At 67.0% G+C, this 16,251-nt stretch carries 17 protein-coding genes; 6 read left to right on the top strand and 11 right to left on the bottom strand.

Features of this window, described 5'->3' with window-relative positions; all coding sequences use genetic code 11:
* Positions 1-2: 2 nt before the first annotated feature.
* From QZ546_RS08710 to QZ546_RS08750, 9 genes are all read right to left on the bottom strand, one after another.
* Complete coding sequence (locus QZ546_RS08710) at positions 3-911, bottom strand: SGNH/GDSL hydrolase family protein (protein WP_294236199.1); 909 nt, start codon at positions 909-911, stop codon at positions 3-5.
* 395 nt (positions 912-1,306) lie between these two features.
* Positions 1,307-2,335: an aspartate-semialdehyde dehydrogenase gene (locus tag QZ546_RS08715; RefSeq protein ID WP_294236200.1), complete on the bottom strand. Its 1,029-nt coding sequence runs from the start codon at positions 2,333-2,335 to the stop codon at positions 1,307-1,309.
* Between the two features lie 98 nt (positions 2,336-2,433).
* The gene (gene lysA / locus QZ546_RS08720; protein ID WP_294236201.1) at positions 2,434-3,720 is read right to left on the bottom strand and encodes a diaminopimelate decarboxylase; all 1,287 of its coding nucleotides are present in this window, start codon (positions 3,718-3,720) and stop codon (positions 2,434-2,436) included.
* On the bottom strand, positions 3,717-3,965 hold the full coding sequence (locus QZ546_RS08725) for a hypothetical protein (RefSeq protein WP_294236202.1): 249 nt from the start codon (positions 3,963-3,965) through the stop codon (positions 3,717-3,719). The genes lysA and QZ546_RS08725 overlap by 4 nt, the downstream gene beginning before the upstream one ends.
* On the bottom strand, positions 3,962-4,387 hold the full coding sequence (locus QZ546_RS08730; RefSeq protein ID WP_294236203.1) for an SAM-dependent methyltransferase: 426 nt from the start codon (positions 4,385-4,387) through the stop codon (positions 3,962-3,964). Before QZ546_RS08730 ends, QZ546_RS08725 begins: the two co-directional genes overlap by 4 nt.
* 8 nt (positions 4,388-4,395) lie before the next feature.
* Positions 4,396-4,644, bottom strand: a complete 249-nt coding sequence (locus tag QZ546_RS08735; protein ID WP_294236204.1) for a hypothetical protein — start codon at positions 4,642-4,644, stop codon at positions 4,396-4,398.
* Positions 4,645-4,775: 131 nt separating this feature from the next.
* Complete coding sequence (locus QZ546_RS08740; protein ID WP_294236205.1) at positions 4,776-5,030, bottom strand: hypothetical protein; 255 nt, start codon at positions 5,028-5,030, stop codon at positions 4,776-4,778.
* A gap of 102 nt (positions 5,031-5,132) precedes the next feature.
* On the bottom strand, positions 5,133-5,849 hold the full coding sequence (locus tag QZ546_RS08745) for an MgtC/SapB family protein (protein WP_294236206.1): 717 nt from the start codon (positions 5,847-5,849) through the stop codon (positions 5,133-5,135).
* A 148-nt stretch (positions 5,850-5,997) separates the two neighbouring features.
* Positions 5,998-8,178 carry a S9 family peptidase gene (locus QZ546_RS08750; protein ID WP_294236207.1) on the bottom strand — a complete coding sequence of 727 codons (2,181 nt, stop codon included), beginning with the start codon at positions 8,176-8,178 and terminating at the stop codon, positions 5,998-6,000.
* Positions 8,179-8,522: 344 nt separating this feature from the next.
* On the opposite strand from QZ546_RS08750, the gene QZ546_RS08755 reads away from it, so the two are divergent.
* The 3 genes from QZ546_RS08755 to QZ546_RS08765 all read left to right on the top strand — a co-directional run bounded on the left by QZ546_RS08755 (position 8,523) and on the right by QZ546_RS08765 (position 10,129).
* Complete coding sequence (locus QZ546_RS08755; RefSeq protein ID WP_294236208.1) at positions 8,523-9,173, top strand: hypothetical protein; 651 nt, start codon at positions 8,523-8,525, stop codon at positions 9,171-9,173.
* Between the two features lie 107 nt (positions 9,174-9,280).
* The gene (locus tag QZ546_RS08760) at positions 9,281-9,826 is read left to right on the top strand and encodes a CHAP domain-containing protein (protein WP_294236209.1); all 546 of its coding nucleotides are present in this window, start codon (positions 9,281-9,283) and stop codon (positions 9,824-9,826) included.
* 57 nt (positions 9,827-9,883) lie between these two features.
* On the top strand, positions 9,884-10,129 hold the full coding sequence (locus QZ546_RS08765) for a hypothetical protein (RefSeq protein WP_294236210.1): 246 nt from the start codon (positions 9,884-9,886) through the stop codon (positions 10,127-10,129).
* 1 nt (position 10,130) lies between these two features.
* Here QZ546_RS08765 and QZ546_RS08770 read toward each other — a convergent pair whose 3' ends face one another.
* Positions 10,131-11,225: an anhydro-N-acetylmuramic acid kinase gene (locus QZ546_RS08770; protein ID WP_294236308.1), complete on the bottom strand. Its 1,095-nt coding sequence runs from the start codon at positions 11,223-11,225 to the stop codon at positions 10,131-10,133.
* A 117-nt stretch (positions 11,226-11,342) separates the two neighbouring features.
* Between QZ546_RS08770 and rimO the strand changes: the two genes are divergently transcribed.
* Positions 11,343-12,683 (top strand): 30S ribosomal protein S12 methylthiotransferase RimO, encoded by a 1,341-nt coding sequence (gene rimO / locus QZ546_RS08775; protein WP_294236214.1) that lies wholly within the window; start codon positions 11,343-11,345, stop codon positions 12,681-12,683.
* Here the strand turns inward: rimO and QZ546_RS08780 are convergent.
* On the bottom strand, positions 12,667-13,056 hold the full coding sequence (locus tag QZ546_RS08780) for an MAPEG family protein (RefSeq protein WP_294236216.1): 390 nt from the start codon (positions 13,054-13,056) through the stop codon (positions 12,667-12,669). The two genes, rimO and QZ546_RS08780, sit on opposite strands and share 17 nt — an antisense overlap.
* A gap of 354 nt (positions 13,057-13,410) precedes the next feature.
* On the opposite strand from QZ546_RS08780, the gene QZ546_RS08785 reads away from it, so the two are divergent.
* Positions 13,411-14,811 carry a serine hydrolase gene (locus QZ546_RS08785; protein ID WP_294236218.1) on the top strand — a complete coding sequence of 467 codons (1,401 nt, stop codon included), beginning with the start codon at positions 13,411-13,413 and terminating at the stop codon, positions 14,809-14,811.
* The gene (locus QZ546_RS08790; protein WP_294236220.1) at positions 14,808-16,187 is read left to right on the top strand and encodes a M17 family metallopeptidase; all 1,380 of its coding nucleotides are present in this window, start codon (positions 14,808-14,810) and stop codon (positions 16,185-16,187) included. The genes QZ546_RS08785 and QZ546_RS08790 overlap by 4 nt, the downstream gene beginning before the upstream one ends.
* Positions 16,188-16,251 lie beyond the last annotated feature (64 nt).

The following is a 16,251-nucleotide window of genomic DNA, read 5'->3' on the forward strand; positions in this document are numbered from 1 at the left end:
CTTCAGGTGGCCGATCGCAGCATCGTTGCCACCTGCCCGCCGATCGCCTCGGCACCCGCCGCATTGGGGTGGATATTGTCCTGGAACATCGTCTTGCGGTCGACCTGCGTGACGGTGACGGGCACCCCCGCCTGCGACAACATCGCGAACAGCCGGTCCCTGGCGGCCTGACGCGCAGGCGTCAGCGGCTCGCGACCGTCATGGTACAGGACCATCAGGCGCAGATGGTCGCGCGCCGCCTGATCGACGAACTGGCGCACCTGCTGCTGGACGCGCGCTTCCCAGACCGGATCGACGGTCGCCCCGTCGCCCGATCCCGCATCGGCCCCGCTGCGGCCCAGCCCCAGGCGCGGTACGACATAGCGGGTCGCGACCTCCCATAGCGCGAAGGGCGGATTATGGCCGGGGAAAGCAGGATTGCGTCCGATCTGGCTCGAATCATTGGGCCCCTGATCCAGGTCCATATGGTTGATCGTCCACACGATCGTTTCGGCACCCAACAGGCCATGCTGGTGCAGCCAGCGCACCTCGTCGAACAGCGACCAGCCGCCCGCCGACACGTTCACGATCTCCGCGCGACGGCCCTGTTCGGCCAGGCGCCGCTGGGCGACCGCGGGAAAGGTCTGGTCGTCGTTCATCATCGCGCCGCCATAGGCGACCGAATCGCCCAGCACGATGATGCGGTGCGTATCCGCCGCCGGACGCGCCGCGACCTCGGGACCGCGCGTGCCGATCCGGTTGACGGTGATGGTGTGGCCCAGCCGTTCGAGATGCTGGTCGGGCACCATCTCATAGCCCGATTGCGCCGGACGATAGAGAAGCGGCCGGCCGAAGCCATAATGGCGCGCCGCCAGTTCGGCCGCCACGCACACCAAAATCAGGGCGATCACGCCCCGCAACGCCCAGCGCATAACCCGCTCCGATGGATGCCGGGCGGGATCGCTGCGAAGGCGATCCGGCCCCTGTCATGCCATCGTTAGGTCGGCGTAACGAAGTGGTCGTGCGGCGATGCCTCCGTTTCGGCTGCATCTTCAGGCACGGTCGCCACTCGGGGGGGGGCCATTGCTCCCTCGCCCCTCTCTGAGGGGAGAGGGTTGCGCAGAGTTGGTCTTTGCGAGAGCAAAGGCTTAGTCGGCGCTGGGTGAGGGGTGGGTGCGCGAAGCGCGCGCGAGCCGAAGGCTCGCTCGCCCCCTCACCCAAGCTGCGCTAGCCAGCAAAGCTGGCAAGCTCCGCTAACCCTCTCCCCTGTCCAGGGGAGAGGGAAAGAAAAGACCGCCTTGAATGCAAGCCAAGGCAGGCCGGATCGTCAGTCGCCCTTCTTCAGGTGACGGCGGCCGAGCAGTTCGGCGATCTGCACGGCGTTCAGCGCGGCGCCTTTCCGCAGATTGTCCGACACGCACCACAGCGACAGGCCGTTATCGACCGTCGAATCCTCGCGGACACGGCTGATGAAGGTCGCATAGTCGCCGACGCATTCGACCGGGGTCACGTATCCGCCGTCCTCGCGCTTGTCGATCAGCATGACGCCAGGCGCCTCGCGCAGGATGTCCTGGGCTTCCTGGGCCGAGATCTCGTTCTCGAACTCGATGTTCAGTGCCTCGGAATGGCCGACGAACACCGGCACGCGGACGCAGGTGGCCGTCACCTTGACCTTGGGGTCCAGGATCTTCTTGGTCTCGGCGACCATCTTCCACTCTTCCTTGGTCGAGCCGTCGTCCAGGAAGCTGTCGATGTGCGGGATCACGTTGAAGGCGATCTGCTTGGTGAACTTCTTGGGCTCGGCGGGGTCACCAACGAAGATGTTGCGGCTCTGCTCGAACAGCTCGTCCATGCCCGCCTTGCCCGCGCCCGACACCGACTGATAGGTGGCGACGACGACGCGCTTGATCGTCGCCTTGTCGTGCAGCGGCTTCAGCGCCACGACCATCTGCGCGGTCGAGCAATTGGGGTTGGCGATGATGTTCTTGGCCGTGTAGCCGTCGATCGCGTCCGGGTTCACCTCGGGCACGATCAACGGCACGTCCGGGTCCATGCGATAGAGCGACGAATTGTCGATCACGACGCAGCCCGCCGCCGCGAACTTCGGCGCATAGACTTTGGTCGCGTCGCTGCCGATCGCGAACAGCGCGATGTCCCAGCCGGTGGGATCGAAATGCTCGATATTCTTGATGGTGAGCATCTTGCCGGTCTCACCATATTCGATCTGGTCGCCCTGGCTGCGCGACGAGGCGACGACCGCCAGCTCGTCGATCGGGAATTCCCGCTCCGCCAGAATGTTGATCATTTCCCGGCCGACATTGCCCGTCGCCCCGGCGACCACCACGCGATAACCCATTCAACCCTCCACTCGGAAGCCTGAGCCGGTAGCGACATTGCGCGGACACGTCCACCGGCTTTGCGAAAAGTGCGCATTGGGGACGGGCAAGCCGGGGTTTAGGCGGCCTGTCCCAGCGCTGGCACCTGCCACCAAGTGGGTATGGTCTGCGGACGGAGATCGGCCGCCGCCACACGGGGCGCGATGACGGCGAAGCGGTCGCCCTCTACCATCACCTCCGCCGCCAGCGCCCGGCTGTTGTAGCAGGATGCCATGGACGCGCCGTAAGCACCCGTGTCGCGGATCACCGCCAGATCACCCTCGCCCACCCGGTCGATCAGCCGTGCCTTGGCGAACCGGTCGCTACTTTCGCAGACCGGGCCGACGACATGCGCCCGCATCGTGGCGCCATTCGGCGCGACCGCCGCGACCTCGTGCCAGGCATCGTAAAGCGCGGGTCTGGCCAGGTCGTTCATGCCTGCGTCCAGCACGACGAAGGGGCATGGCTCGCCGGGCTTGACCCACAGCACGCGGGTCAGCAGCACCCCAGCATGGGCGGCGATATAGCGCCCGGGCTCGAACATCAGCGTCACGTCCCAGTCGCGCGTGACCCGCGCGACCATCGCGCCATATGCCACGACATCGGCATCCGCCCCGCCCCGATAGTCGACCCCCAGGCCACCGCCCAAATCGACATGGGTGATGCCATGCCCTCGCGCGCGCAGCGCCGCGACCAGTTCGCCGATCCGGCGATAGGCCGCCTCCAGCGCGTCCAGTCCCATGATCTGGCTGCCGATATGGACCGCCACGCCGTGCAGCATCAGGCCGGGGCGGGCCGCCAGCCGGTCATAAATGCCGGGCGCATCGGCGATCGGCACCCCGAACTTGCTGTCGCTGGTCCCGGTCGTGATCTTGGCATGGGTCCCTGCGTCGACATTCGGATTGACCCGCAGCAGCGCGGGCGCATGTCGCTCGGACAGTTGGGCGAGCGCGGCCAGCACCTCGCCCTCGCGCTCGCCCTCCAGATTGATATGGCCGACCCCGGCCTGCAGCGCTTGGGCGAGTTCGCCCACCGTCTTGCCGACGCCCGAATAGACGATGCCGCCCGCGGGAATACCCGCCGACAGCGCCGCTGCCATCTCGCCACCCGACACGATGTCGGCACCGTACCCCTCGTCCACCAGCAGCGTCAGGACGGCGCGTGACGGATTGGCCTTTACCGCAAAGGCCAGCGTCTTGCGCGGGACGGGTGCCAGCCCCTCCCGGAAGCGCCGCGCCGCCGCCCGCAAGGCACCCGCCGAATAGACATAGGTCGGCGTGCCCACTGCCTCGGCGATACGCACCAGCGAAACCCTTTCGGCATGCAGCACGCCGCCGCGCAGGGCAAAGCCCGGACCATCCGTCACGACCGCCGCCCCCGACGCAGGCGCGCGGCATGGATCGCCTCCGCCGTGTGATAATGGCCGCGCCGCTCGGCCCGAAGCGCCTGGACCAGCCGCTTGCCGTTCAGCAACAAGGTCATGCCGCCCAGCGCGACCAGGAACCAGAACAGCGCGAGCAGCGATCCGCTCGGCTCCATGAGGGTGGCCGCCGCTGCACCCAGCATCATCGCGCCGCCCAGCGAACGCCAGGCCATATCCCGTCCCGTCATGCCGTGATCTCCCGGGCACATCGCCCCTCGACCGGATCGCCGATCACCGATGTCCCCGCCGCCGCCAGCGCGGGTGCCAGACCGCCATGGCGGTGGCACATCACGATATCCGCCGGGAATTCCCGCTCGCTCGCCAGGGCATCGACCGGATCGGCGCGCTCGAAGACAAGGCCCATGCCCGCATCGCGGTGCCGGAGCGCCGCCGCGCGGGCGCGACCGATCAGTGCGGGCGAGCCGCCGATGCCGCGCCCCTCGATCGCGGTGAAGCCCATCGCGCGGGCCCGTTCGGCCACCGCGATCAGGAAACCGCCAGCGCCGCAATCGGCGTCGACGATCCGCACGGCGCGGCGACGCCGCTCGCGCAAGGAACACAAGGCCGCCTCGACGGCTGGCCAGCGGGGATCGTGTCGGTATCGCGTCATGGTGTGCATCACGCGGCCTGCGACAGCGGAAGGGGATCGAAGGACACCAGCGGGATCAGCGTATCGGTCGCGATCGCCACGCTGGCATGATAGATCTCGGCCTCCTCGGCGGCGTAACGCATCGCCGCGCTGCGAGAAACGAAACGGCCCTCCAACTGGCCCTCGCTATCCTGGACCAGCCAGTGACCGTCACGATCCTGGCCGACATAGATGAGCCGCGACGGGGGCACGGGCTCGGGGGAAACATCGGAACGCATAAGGACTTGCAACCTCTGCCGATCGGGCGAACCATCGCCCGCCGCCATCAGCTACGCCCCGCCCCATAGGGTTTCGAGAGCGATTTCCGGCTATCGCATAGCGGTGGCATAATGTCGGCGGCGCCGACCGCTCAGACCCGCCGCCAGCGCGCGCTAACCCGTACCTCGTCAACAAAGATGTGGCCGCCCAGCACGGTCAACGCGCTGCCCATGCTACCGGCCAGAAAACCGAGCGTCGCGACCGCATATCCGGCCAGTCCGGCGCGGCCGCCATGCGACACCATGACGACCAGATGCGCGATCATCCGCCAGGCGAGCACGCACAGCCCGAGCCCCAGCAACCGCAGCGCCCATGCCTGCCACCATGTCCGAACCCGTGCCGCCATACCGCCTCCTTCGACGGCCCAGCGGCTAATCGGGGCCCGCATAGCAATGCGAGAGCGATTCCGGCCTTTCGCATAGCGCCCGCATAAAGTCGGGCCATGACCTCAGTCGTGGGTACTCGCGCGCCAAGTGGCGTGGGCGATGCCATGGACCGCCTGGAAATGGTCGGTGATCCGGTCCAGTTCGGCCGCCTCGACGATGGTGGCGGTCAGCACCGCCATCACCCGGACCTGTTCGTCGCCCTGTTCCTCGATATCCAGCTCGCCGACGGGCAGGCCGGCGCCCTCGAGATGCTCGACCAGCAGATCGCCGACCGGCCCCGCCTCGGCCGCACTGGTGGTCAAGCTGACCGAATAGGTCGCTTCGACATGGCGTCCCTCAACCGGGATACGGTTGATCGCGTCGACCAGCGGACGCAGCGCGGTATTGGCCACCAGGACCATGACGGTCAGCAGCACCGCCTCCGCCACCATGTCGCTGCCCGCGATCGAGCCGACCGCCGCCGAGCACCAGAGGGTCGCGGCGGTGTTCAGCCCGCGGACGTTCATCCCCTCCTTCATGATGACGCCCGCACCCAGAAATCCGATGCCGGAGACGACATAGGCGATGATGCGGATCGACTCGACATCGCCGCCCAGCCGCTGCCCCAGATCGACGAACGCCGCCGCGCCGATTGCGACAAGGGCATTGGTGCGCAGGCCCGCCGTGCGCTGACGATATTGCCGTTCGGCGCCGATCAGCGTGCCGAGGACGAAGGCGGTCAGATAGCTGACCACCGTGTCGAGAAAGGGCCAGAGGTGGAAGGTCTTCAGGAATGCCATGGTCAAATCCGTACATCCTCCCCGTTACGGGGAGGTGGCAGCGCGCCAGCGCTGACGGAGGGGGCGTGCCGCATGGGTTTACCCTAGCGGCCAGCCCCCTCCACCATGCTGCGCATGGTCCCCCTCCCCGTGCCGGGGAGGATTGGGATCACTTCGCCGACTTGTCCTTCACGGTCCGGTCCAGGAAGTTCAGGATCGTATGCCACAGATGCTCGGACACGCCCGGTCCGCCGACGCGGTGGGTTTGCCCGGGATAGAGCATCATCTCGAACGGCGTGTCGGTCTTCTGCATCTCGGCGGCGAAGGCGGTCGCATTGTCGAGGAAGACATTGTCGTCCGCCATGCCATGGATCAGCATCAGCGGATCATGGATCTTCGGCGCGGCGGTGATCGCCTGCGACGTCGCATAGCTTTGCGGGTCGGTGCGCGGATCGCCCAGATAACGCTCGGTATAATGGGTGTCGTAGAGCTGCCAGTCGGTGACGGGCGCGCCCGACACGGCGGCGGCGTACACGCCCGGCGTCTTCTCCAGCATCTTGATCGACATATAGCCGCCGTAAGACCAGCCATAGGTCGCGATCCGGCCCGCATCGACGAAGGGTAGCGTCTTCAGATAATTCGCCCCCGCCAACTGGTCGGCCACCTCGACCGTGCCCATCGCGTGATAGATGGCATCCTCGAACGCCTTGCCGCGATTATACGAGCCGCGATTGTCGATCTGGAAGAAGATCCAGCCCTGGTCGACCAGATATTGTGGCAGTGCGCCCTGCCAGCCGCGCGTCACCTGCTGGCCGGTGCCGGGGCCGCCATAATGCTGGAAGAAAACGGGGTAGCGCTTGCCCGGCTCCAGCTTGGGGGTGATCATCTCCCAATAGAGCGTCGTGCCGTCATCGGCCTTGATCGTGCCGAACTTCGTCTCGCGGTGGCTGGCAAGATAGGGCGCATAGGGATGGCCCGCGACGATGGCGTTCTCGTTGATCCAGCTCAGCCGCTTGCCGGTCGTATCGGCCAGATAGACCTGGGTCGGCTGGCTGGGGCTGGAGCGCGAGACGATGAAGCGGCTGGCCGACGAATCCATCGTGGCGCTGTTGGTATAGCCGCGCTCGGTCAGGCGGGTGATGACATTGGGCTGGGCGATGTCGACGGCATAGAGATGCTGTTCGAGGACATCGTCCTTCAGGCCGGTGAAATAGAGCCGGCCCTTGGCCTCGTCGACGCCGACCAGATTGGTGACGACCCAGGGGCCCTTGGTCAGCTGCGTCCACTGGCCGTTCGCGAAGTGATAGAGATGGCCATAGCCATCGCGCTCCGACCGCCAGATCAGGCTGCCGTCCTTCATCGGGCGATAGGCGTCGGACAGGTTCAGCCAGCTGCGCTGCCCCGACCGCTCGGTGAACAGCACCGTCGACTTGCCGGTGGTCGGGTCGACACGCAGCATATCGAGTGTCTTCTGGTCGCGGCTCTCGCGCTGGACGAGCAGGGTCTTGCCGTCCGGCGTCCAGTCGACACGCGCCAGATAGATGTCGGGGTTGGTGCCCAGATCAACCTTCACCCGGCCCGCCCCGTCCGCCTTCATCACGTACAGGTCGACCAGCGCATTGGGCGTGCCCGCCGCGGGGTAACGCTGTTCATAGACCTTGGTGCCGGCCGCACCGATGGCGGCACGGACGGCGACCTTGACCGGCGCGTCGTCGAACCGCTCGACCGCGATATAGCGCTCGTCGGGGCTCCACCAGTATCCGGTGAAGCGGTGCATTTCCTCCTGCGCGACGAACTCCGCCTCGCCGAAATGGACGGTACCGCCGCCTTCGGTGGTCAGCGCACGCGCCTCTCCGCCCGCCAACGGCATGGCCCAGAGATTCTGGTCGCGCACAAAGCTGACGAAACCACCCCTGGGGCTGACGATCGGATTCAGCTCGCCGCCGGGGGTGTTGGTCAGGCGACGGACCTGCCCGTCCAGGCTGGCGAGATAGAGGTCGCCGTCCAGCGGCACCAGGATCGACTTGCCGTCGGGCGCCCAGTCATAGGCGACGATTCCCTTCGACCCGCCGATGCGCGCGCGCTCGCGCTGCATCTTCTCGGCCTCGGACAGTTCCGCGCCCGAGCCGACCTTCTTGGAGTCGACCAGCATCCGTTCCTCGCTGGTGCGCGTGTCGCGCGCCCAGAGGTCCAGGCGTTCCTTCTCGTCGGCGCGGGGGCGCAGCGAGGTCAGCAGCGTGCCATCGGGCGACAGGCGAAGCCCGCGCGGCTGCGATCCCGACAGGTCCGGGCTGCCGAAGACGCGCGCCAGGGTCAGTTCGCCCTGCTTCGCCGGGGTCTCAGCGGCCATGGCCGCGCTCCCCGATCCGATCGCGATCGAGGCCCCCACAGACGCCAATGCCAGACCCAACACCCATTTGCGCATTCATACGACTCCAGACCTCGAACGCGCCGGGGCATCGCCCGGCCATTGGTCCGGCGTTATCGCGACGCCGCCGCGATCCGGCAAGCGGCATCGCCAAACACCGCATTTCCGGACCGATTCGCCGTGCAAAGAAAAGGATATGATTCGTTACGGAAACGTTTTTGATTTCGTAAACCGGCCGTTAACGAAAAGTCTCTAGGCCGACTGTTCGGGCGCGACACCGGGACGACCTGTCATGGTGCCGTGAACGGCGCATTATCGGAACGGACATGGCGATCATCACGGCATTGGACATTCAGGACGATCGACGCGGTGACGTACGGGCGATTCTGGCGCGCCTGGGCAGTGCCGGGCATCCGTATGTCCAGTCGCTTCTGCTTCCCCATGTGCTGCTTCACGACCTGACCGACGCGGTTCATGCGGTGTGTGCGGTCCATGGCAATCATCCGTGCATGATCGACTATGCCATGGCCCGCGGAATCCAGATTGAGACGCTGCCGTGGCTGATCCAGTCGTCCACCGCCTTTTCCCATGAGCGCGCCTACCTCGCCGGCCTGACCTCGGCCGCCGGGCCCCTTCCCTCCACGCCGGGCCAGGCGCAGACCGATGCGGCGCTGACCCAGCTTCGCCAGACGCTGGAGATGCTGGCCAATTCGGATCGCCGGGGATGCGCGACGGGGGCCGTCTCCGCCCTTATTCTCGACTGGCAATCCATCCGCCAGGTCCTGGATCAGGCCGCTTTGCGGTTCGGCGTGACGGTGCCGGGCAACGCCATGCCGGACCCTCTGCTCGATTTCGCCGAGGACGAGACGACGCTCGGCCTGGCGCGGGCGCGCGGCTTCGGGGCGACCCAGCTGCTCATCCAGCATCGCGGCCTCTGGGACCTGCTGGAAGCGCGGGCGAGCGCGCGCCGCGGATAGGCCGGTTTCACGGTTCATCGCGTATAAGCCACGAATAAAATACCTAATATCCCGTTTACCAAAGCAAACAGTCGCTAGTTAAACCGGCAATGGATAGCGTCACCGCCATGAAAGGCATGGTGTCCAAGGCAATCCTATCGCTCTGCGCACTGACGGTCGCCCGCCCGGCCGATGCGCGTTCGCTGCTCGACTATGTCGGACAGTGCGTCCCCTTCGCACGCGCCGCCTCCGGCATACCCATCTATGGCGACGCCTGGACCTGGTGGGGCCAGGCGGAGGGCAAATATCCGCGCGGCCATAGCCCGCGGGTCGGGGCGGTCGTCGTCTTCGAGAAAACCAGCCGCCTGCCGCTCGGCCATGTCGCGGTGGTCAGCCGCGTGGTCGAGGACCGGGTGCTGATGCTGACCCATGCCAACTGGTCGCGCCAGAATGGCGAACGGGGTCATGCCGAGCAGGACGTCACGCTGTTCGACGTGTCCCCGGCCAATGACTGGAGCATGGTCAAGGTCTGGTTCCGCGACTCGGACGGCCTGGGCAGCTCGACCTACCCCATTTACGGCTTCATCTATGGCAAGGGCCGCCCCGCGCCCGAATTGACCAGCGACAAGCCGGATTATGTCGGCGCGCTGATCGACGCCTATGTCGCGCGCTGATTGTCCGCGATAACATGACGGTGTAGGATCTTTCCGACAAAAGGGAGGATCTGGACCATGCTGCTCGTCGCGCTCGCGCTCGTCGCCGAACTGGGGCTACCCGGCTCCGCCATGCCGACTATCGGCCAGGTGCCCGACCGGTGCGTTCCGAAGGAACGGCGCATCAGCCGCCGCGCCCCGACGGTCGATCTGCGCAAGCTGAACGAATTGCCTGACGCCGAGGCCCAGTTCCCGGTCGTGCGGGAGATGGATGGCTGCCCCATCCCCGCCAAGGTCGCCGCGGAACGGACGAAGCGGCGATAACCTATGTCCCGGACGGCCGGTGGATCACGCCGCCGGTCATCGGCTCGGGCACGCCCGTCGTGCCCGGAAAGCTGATCGGCCGATCGCTCAAGCGCCGGACCGCCATATAGGCGAAACCCTCCGCCTCCATGGCATCGCCGTTCCAGCCAAGGGCGTCGCTCGGCTCGGGCGTCAGGCCGGTTTCCGCCGCGATCATCGCCAGCATCGTCGCATTATGCCGCCCGCCGCCCGCGACCAGCAAGCGCCGGGGTCGCTCCGGCAGATGGTCGAGTGCGCGTGCGACGGTGCGCGCGGTAAAGGCGGTCAGCGTCGCCGCCCCGTCCGCCGCCGACAGGCCCCGGACCGGCTGGATGGAGAAGTCGTTGCGGTCGAGCGACTTGGGCGGCGCGAGGTCGAACCACTCATTGTCCATCATCGTATCGAGCACGGTGAGCTCCACCCGCCCGATCCCTGCCAGCGCGCCGTCCGCATCGTAACGCTGGCCGGTCTCCGCCTCCATCCAATGGTCGATCAGTCCGTTGGCGGGCCCGGTATCGAAGGCGACGACCGCGCCCTCGCCGCCGATCCAGGTGATGTTCGCCACCCCACCCAGGTTCAGGATCGCGACCGGCTTCTCCAGCCCCGCCGCCAGTGCCGCGTGATAGACGGGGAGCAACGGCGCTCCCTGCCCGCCCGCCGCGACATCGGCCGAGCGGAAGTCGGACACGGTGACGATGCCCGTCGCATCGGCCAGCGCCTGGCCGTCGCCGATCTGCCAGGTCCAGCCGCGATCGGGGCGATGCGCGACCGTCTGTCCGTGAAAGCCGATCACCTCGACCGCGCTCGCCTCGACCCCGGCATCGCGGAGCAGCTTCTGCACGACCATGGCATGGGTCCGCACGATCAGGTCGCTCGCCGCGACGATCGGCGGGCTGGCGCGCGGCCGGTCGAAGGTCAGCGCGAGCGCCGTCGCCTCAATCAGCTCGCCACGCGCGCTGTCCGAATAGGCTTCGGACCGGAAGGCGATGGGCCGCACCAGCGACTCGCCGTCGGTTTCGATCAAGGCCGCATCGACGCCATCGAGCGAGGTTCCCGACATCAATCCGATCGCCAGCATCGTCTCACCCTCTCCCATTCTGCGTCCTCATGCCGCGATCCTGCGGCGGTGTCGACCACATGACGATCCCGCCATCTGGAAAAGCGGTCCGATCTGGACTATGTGCGAGCGCATCCCATGGCAACGAAACTCCCTACTCCGCCGCGTGTCGGCATGGTCTCGCTCGGCTGTCCCAAGAACCTGGTCGACAGCGAACGCATCCTGACCCAGCTGCGCGCCGATGGCTATCAGATGTCGCCCGACTATGCGGGCGCGGACGTCGTGCTGGTCAACACCTGCGGCTTTCTCGACTCCGCCAAGGAGGAAAGCCTGGAGGCGATCGGCGAGGCGATCAAGGAAAACGGCCGCGTCATCGTGACCGGCTGCATGGGCAAGGAGGCCGAGGCGATCCGCACCCGCTTCCCGGACGTGCTCGCCATCACCGGCGCGCATGAATATGAGCAGGTGGTGGAGGCCGTCCACGCCGCCGCGCCCGCGAACCTGTCGCCCTATATCGACCTGATCCCCGATGCGGGCCTCAAGCTGACCCCGCGCCATTACAGCTATCTGAAGATTTCCGAGGGCTGCAACCATCGGTGCAGCTTCTGCATCATCCCCAGCCTTCGCGGCGACCTGGTCAGCCGCCGCCCCGACGCGATCCTGCGCGAGGCGGAGAAGCTGGTCGCGGCGGGCACGCGCGAGCTTCTGGTCATCAGCCAGGACACTTCGGCTTACGGCATCGACATCCGCCGCGAGCCGCGGATGTGGAAGGGGCAGGAGGTCGTGCCGCACATGACCGATCTGGCCCGCGAACTGGGCAAGATCGCGCCCTGGGTGCGGCTGCACTATGTCTATCCCTATCCGCATGTGGATCAGGTGATCCCGCTGATGGCGGAAGGGCTGGTGCTGCCCTATCTGGACATTCCGTTCCAGCACGCCGCGCCGTCCGTGCTCCGCCGCATGAAGCGCCCCGGCAACGATGCCAAGGTGCTGCAACGCATCCATCAATGGCGTGAGATTTGCCCCGACATCGCGATCCGCTCGACCTTCGTCGTCGGTTTCCCCGGAGAAACCGAAGAGGATTTCGAATATCTGCTCGACTGGCTCGATGAAGCCCAGCTCGACCGAGTCGGCGCCTTCCGCTTCGAGCCCGTCGAGGGCGCCGCCGCCAATGCGCTGCCCGATCACGTCCCCGAGGCGGTGAAGGAAGAGCGTTACGCGCGGATCATGGAAAAAACCGCCGCCATCTCCGCCGCCAAGCTCGCCGCCAAGGTCGGCCGCACCCTGCCCGTCATCATCGACGCGGTGGACGAGGAAGGTGGCGCGACCGGCCGCTCCCAGGCCGACGCGCCCGAGATCGACGGCGAGGTCTTCCTGCGCGATGCCGGGCATCTGACGGTCGGCGACATCGTGGCGGTCGAGATCGAGGATGCCGACGAGCATGACCTGTACGGCGTGCCCGTCACAGGAAACGGATAAGCATCATCACGATCCCGGCCATCGACACCAGATAGGCCAGCGACCGCACATAGCGGACGCCGAGGATATAGAGCGGCACATAGGCGACCCGCGCGAGGAACCACACCCACGCGCCGGTCGCCGCGATCCCGCCGCTCCTGCCCGTGATGGCCAGGCCCAGCACCAGCGCGATGAAGACGGGCCAGGTCTCGCGAAAATTGGCCGACGCCCGCTCGGCGCGGCCCGCATAGCGCCCGAGCGGCGCGGGCGTGCCATCGCGCGGGCCTGCGTTCCAGCCCAGCCCCCGGTCCAGCGTCGCCATCTGCGATTGCAGCGCGATATGGACGAACAGCAGGATGATCGACCAGCCGAGGATGGTCAGTTCGGTCGTCATATCCCCATGTCCTTACCCGTTACGGCGCCACCCCGGCGAAGGCCGGGGTCCAGACGCCAGCGGTCCGAGGCGCGCCACGGGGTCTCCAACGCAGAACGTCGCAACTGGACCCCGGCCTTCGCCGGGGTGGGCTAGAAAAAGCGCCGGGTGCCTCCCATCCCCGTTCAGCCTGAGCGTAGTCGAAGGCCAAGGGAAAACCATTCACATCACGGTTGGCAGATGAGCAGCGTGGCCTCCGACTTCGCTCAGGCTTAACGGCTGTTGGGTTGTTGCCTTTATGTATACGGAGCAAAGTCGAAGGCCACGCCCGCACACCCGTTGCACCACCCCGGCAAACCTGCTTCCTTAGGGGCCATGAAATACCCCTATTTGCTGGCGGCCATCGCGCTCGTCGCGCCCGCCCCGCTGTTCGCCCAGGCGCTGACCCCGGCGGAAACCCAGAAGATCGACGCGCTGGTCAGCAAGACCCTGGCGGATACCGGCGTCCCCTCCGCCTCGATCGCGGTGGTGCGCGACGGCAAGATCGTCCTCGCCAAGGCCTATGGCAAACAGTTCGAGGGACAGACGGGCCCGGCGGACCCGAAGCTGCCCTATCAGATCGCCTCGGTATCCAAGCAATTCACCGCCGCCGCGATCCTGCTGCTGGCCGATGAGGGCAAGCTGTCGCTCGACGACACGGTGTCGAAATACGTCCCCGGCATCACCGACGGCGACAAGATCACCATCCGCCAGCTGCTCAGCCACACCTCCGGCCTGCGCGATTACTGGCCGCAGGATTACAGCTTCAAAGCAATGGCGACGCCGACCACGCCACAGGGGATCGTCGACCGCTGGGCCAAGGCGCCGCTCGATTTCGCGCCGGGCATCCAGTGGCAATATTCTAATACCGGCTATGTCGTGGCGGGCATGATCGTCGAGAAGGTGTCGGGCCAGACCCTGCTCGACTTCCTCCAGACCCATGTCTTCAAGCCGCTCGGCATCCGCGCGCTCGATCAGGACAAGGCGGTCGGCCCCGGCTTCCCGCAAGGCTATCTCCGCCACGCGCTCGGCCCCGTCCGCGTCGAGACGCCCGCGGCCTCGGGCTGGCTCTATGCGGCGGGCGAGCTGTCCATGTCGCCGCAGGACCTGGCCAAATGGGACGTCGCCCGGATGAACCGCACGCTGCTGCCGCCCAAGGACTGGGCGGAACAGGAGACGCCGGTCAAGCTGACCGACGGGTCCAGCACCAATTACGGGCTGGGCGTCGGTGTCGGCAGCGCCAATGGCCGCCGCTTCATCGAACATAGCGGCGAGGCGGTCGGCTTCCTGACCGAGAATATCGTCTATCCCGACGACAAGGCCGCCGTGGTCGTCGCGGTCAACGCCTGGTTCGCCGACGCCCAGAGCCGCATCGCCAACGGCATTTCGCAGATCATCCTGCCCGCCCCCCAGGCCAGTGCCGAGGATACCGCAGCACTCGACCGGACCAGGAACGTCTATGCGCAGCTCCAGGCGGGTAAGCTCGACCGGGCGCTGCTGACCGAGGATGCGGCCTATTATTTCACGCCGGCGACCATCGCCGACTACCAGGCCAGCCTGTCGCCGCTGGGTGCGCCGACCAAGATCGAGCAGGCGGGCCGCACGCGGCTGCGCGGCGGGTTCGTCAACCGGTCCTACCGCGTGACCTATCCCGGCCGTACCTTGCGGATCAGCACCTATGCCGAGCCGGGTCCAAACGGTCGTATCGAACAATTTCTGGTGAGCCCCGCCGAATGATGGACTTTGCCCCCCTGCTCCAGCCCGATCGTGGCCAACCTGCCCGGACGATCACGCTGTTGCCGCCCGAGACCTTCGACGGCTGGCTGACCCGCCAGTCGGTCGCGACCCGTGCGCTGGCGACGGCCCAGCGTTTCGCCGCCAAGCCGAACACCCATATGCTGATCCCCGACGGCGACGGGATCGTCGTGGTCGCGGGGGCGGCCGATGCGACGTCACCCTGGGCACTGGCCAAGCTGGCCGAGTCGCTGCCCGAGGGGACCTATCGCCTCGACGGGGCGGAGGTCGGTGCGAATGCGCTGGGCTGGCTGCTCGGCCAATATCGCTTCACCCGCTATCGCAAGGCCGAGGATAGCGCGCCGCGCGTCCTCCTGACCCGCGACGTCGCGCACCGGGACGAGGTGATCCGCCTCGCCGCCGCGACCGCCCAGGTCCGCGATCTGGTCAATACCGGGGCGGGCGATCTGGGCCCCGCCGAACTGGAAGCCGAAGCGCAGATATTGGCGCGCGCCCATCATGCCGAAATCGTGGTGACGAGCGGCGATGCCCTGGCCCGCGACTATCCGATGATCCACGCGGTCGGCCAGGCCGCGACGCGTGAGCGCGCGCCCCGCCTGATCGAGCTGCATTGGGGCGACCCCGGCCATCCGCGCATCGCCATCGTCGGCAAGGGCGTGTGCTTCGACACGGGCGGGCTCGACATCAAGCCCTCGGCAGGTATGCGGCTGATGAAGAAGGATATGGGCGGCGCGGCCCATGCACTGGCGCTGGCCGGGCTGGTCATGGCGGCGAAGCTGCCCGTCCGGCTGCACCTGCTGATCCCGGCGGTCGAGAATGCCATATCGGGCGCGGCCTTCCGCCCCGGCGACGTACTGAAGACCCGGAAGGGCCTGACGGTCGAGAACACCAATACCGACGCCGAAGGCCGGTTGATCCTGGGCGACGCGCTGACCCGCGCGGGCGAGGAAAAGCCCGAGCTGATCCTCGATTTCGCGACGCTGACGGGCGCGGCGCGCGTGGCACTCGGCCCCGATCTGCCACCGCTGTTCACCGATGACGAGGCGCTGGCCGCCGAGCTGCTGGCGGCGGGCGTGGCGGAGGACGATCCCGTCTGGCGGCTGCCGCTATGGGACGGCTATGACGACATGCTGAAGTCCGACATCGCGGACATGGTCAACGCACCCGATGGCGGCTTTGCTGGCGCGATCACGGCGGCGCTGTTCCTGCGGCGCTTCGTGCCGAAGGACACGACCTGGGCGCATCTCGACGTGTTCGCCTGGCGGCCATCGGGTAAGCCGGGGCGACCCAAGGGAGGCGACGCCTATGCGCTGCGCGCGGCGTACCGGGTGTTGAAGGGGCGGTATTCGGGGGTTTGAGGCGAAGATTGCAGCGTGCGCTTCGACTTCGCTCAGCGTGAACGGCTGTTGGGTATAAGTCCAA

Origin of the sequence: uncultured Sphingomonas sp., assembly GCF_913062585.1 — a bacterium.
In the GTDB taxonomy this organism is placed as follows: Bacteria; Pseudomonadota; Alphaproteobacteria; order Sphingomonadales; family Sphingomonadaceae; genus Sphingomonas.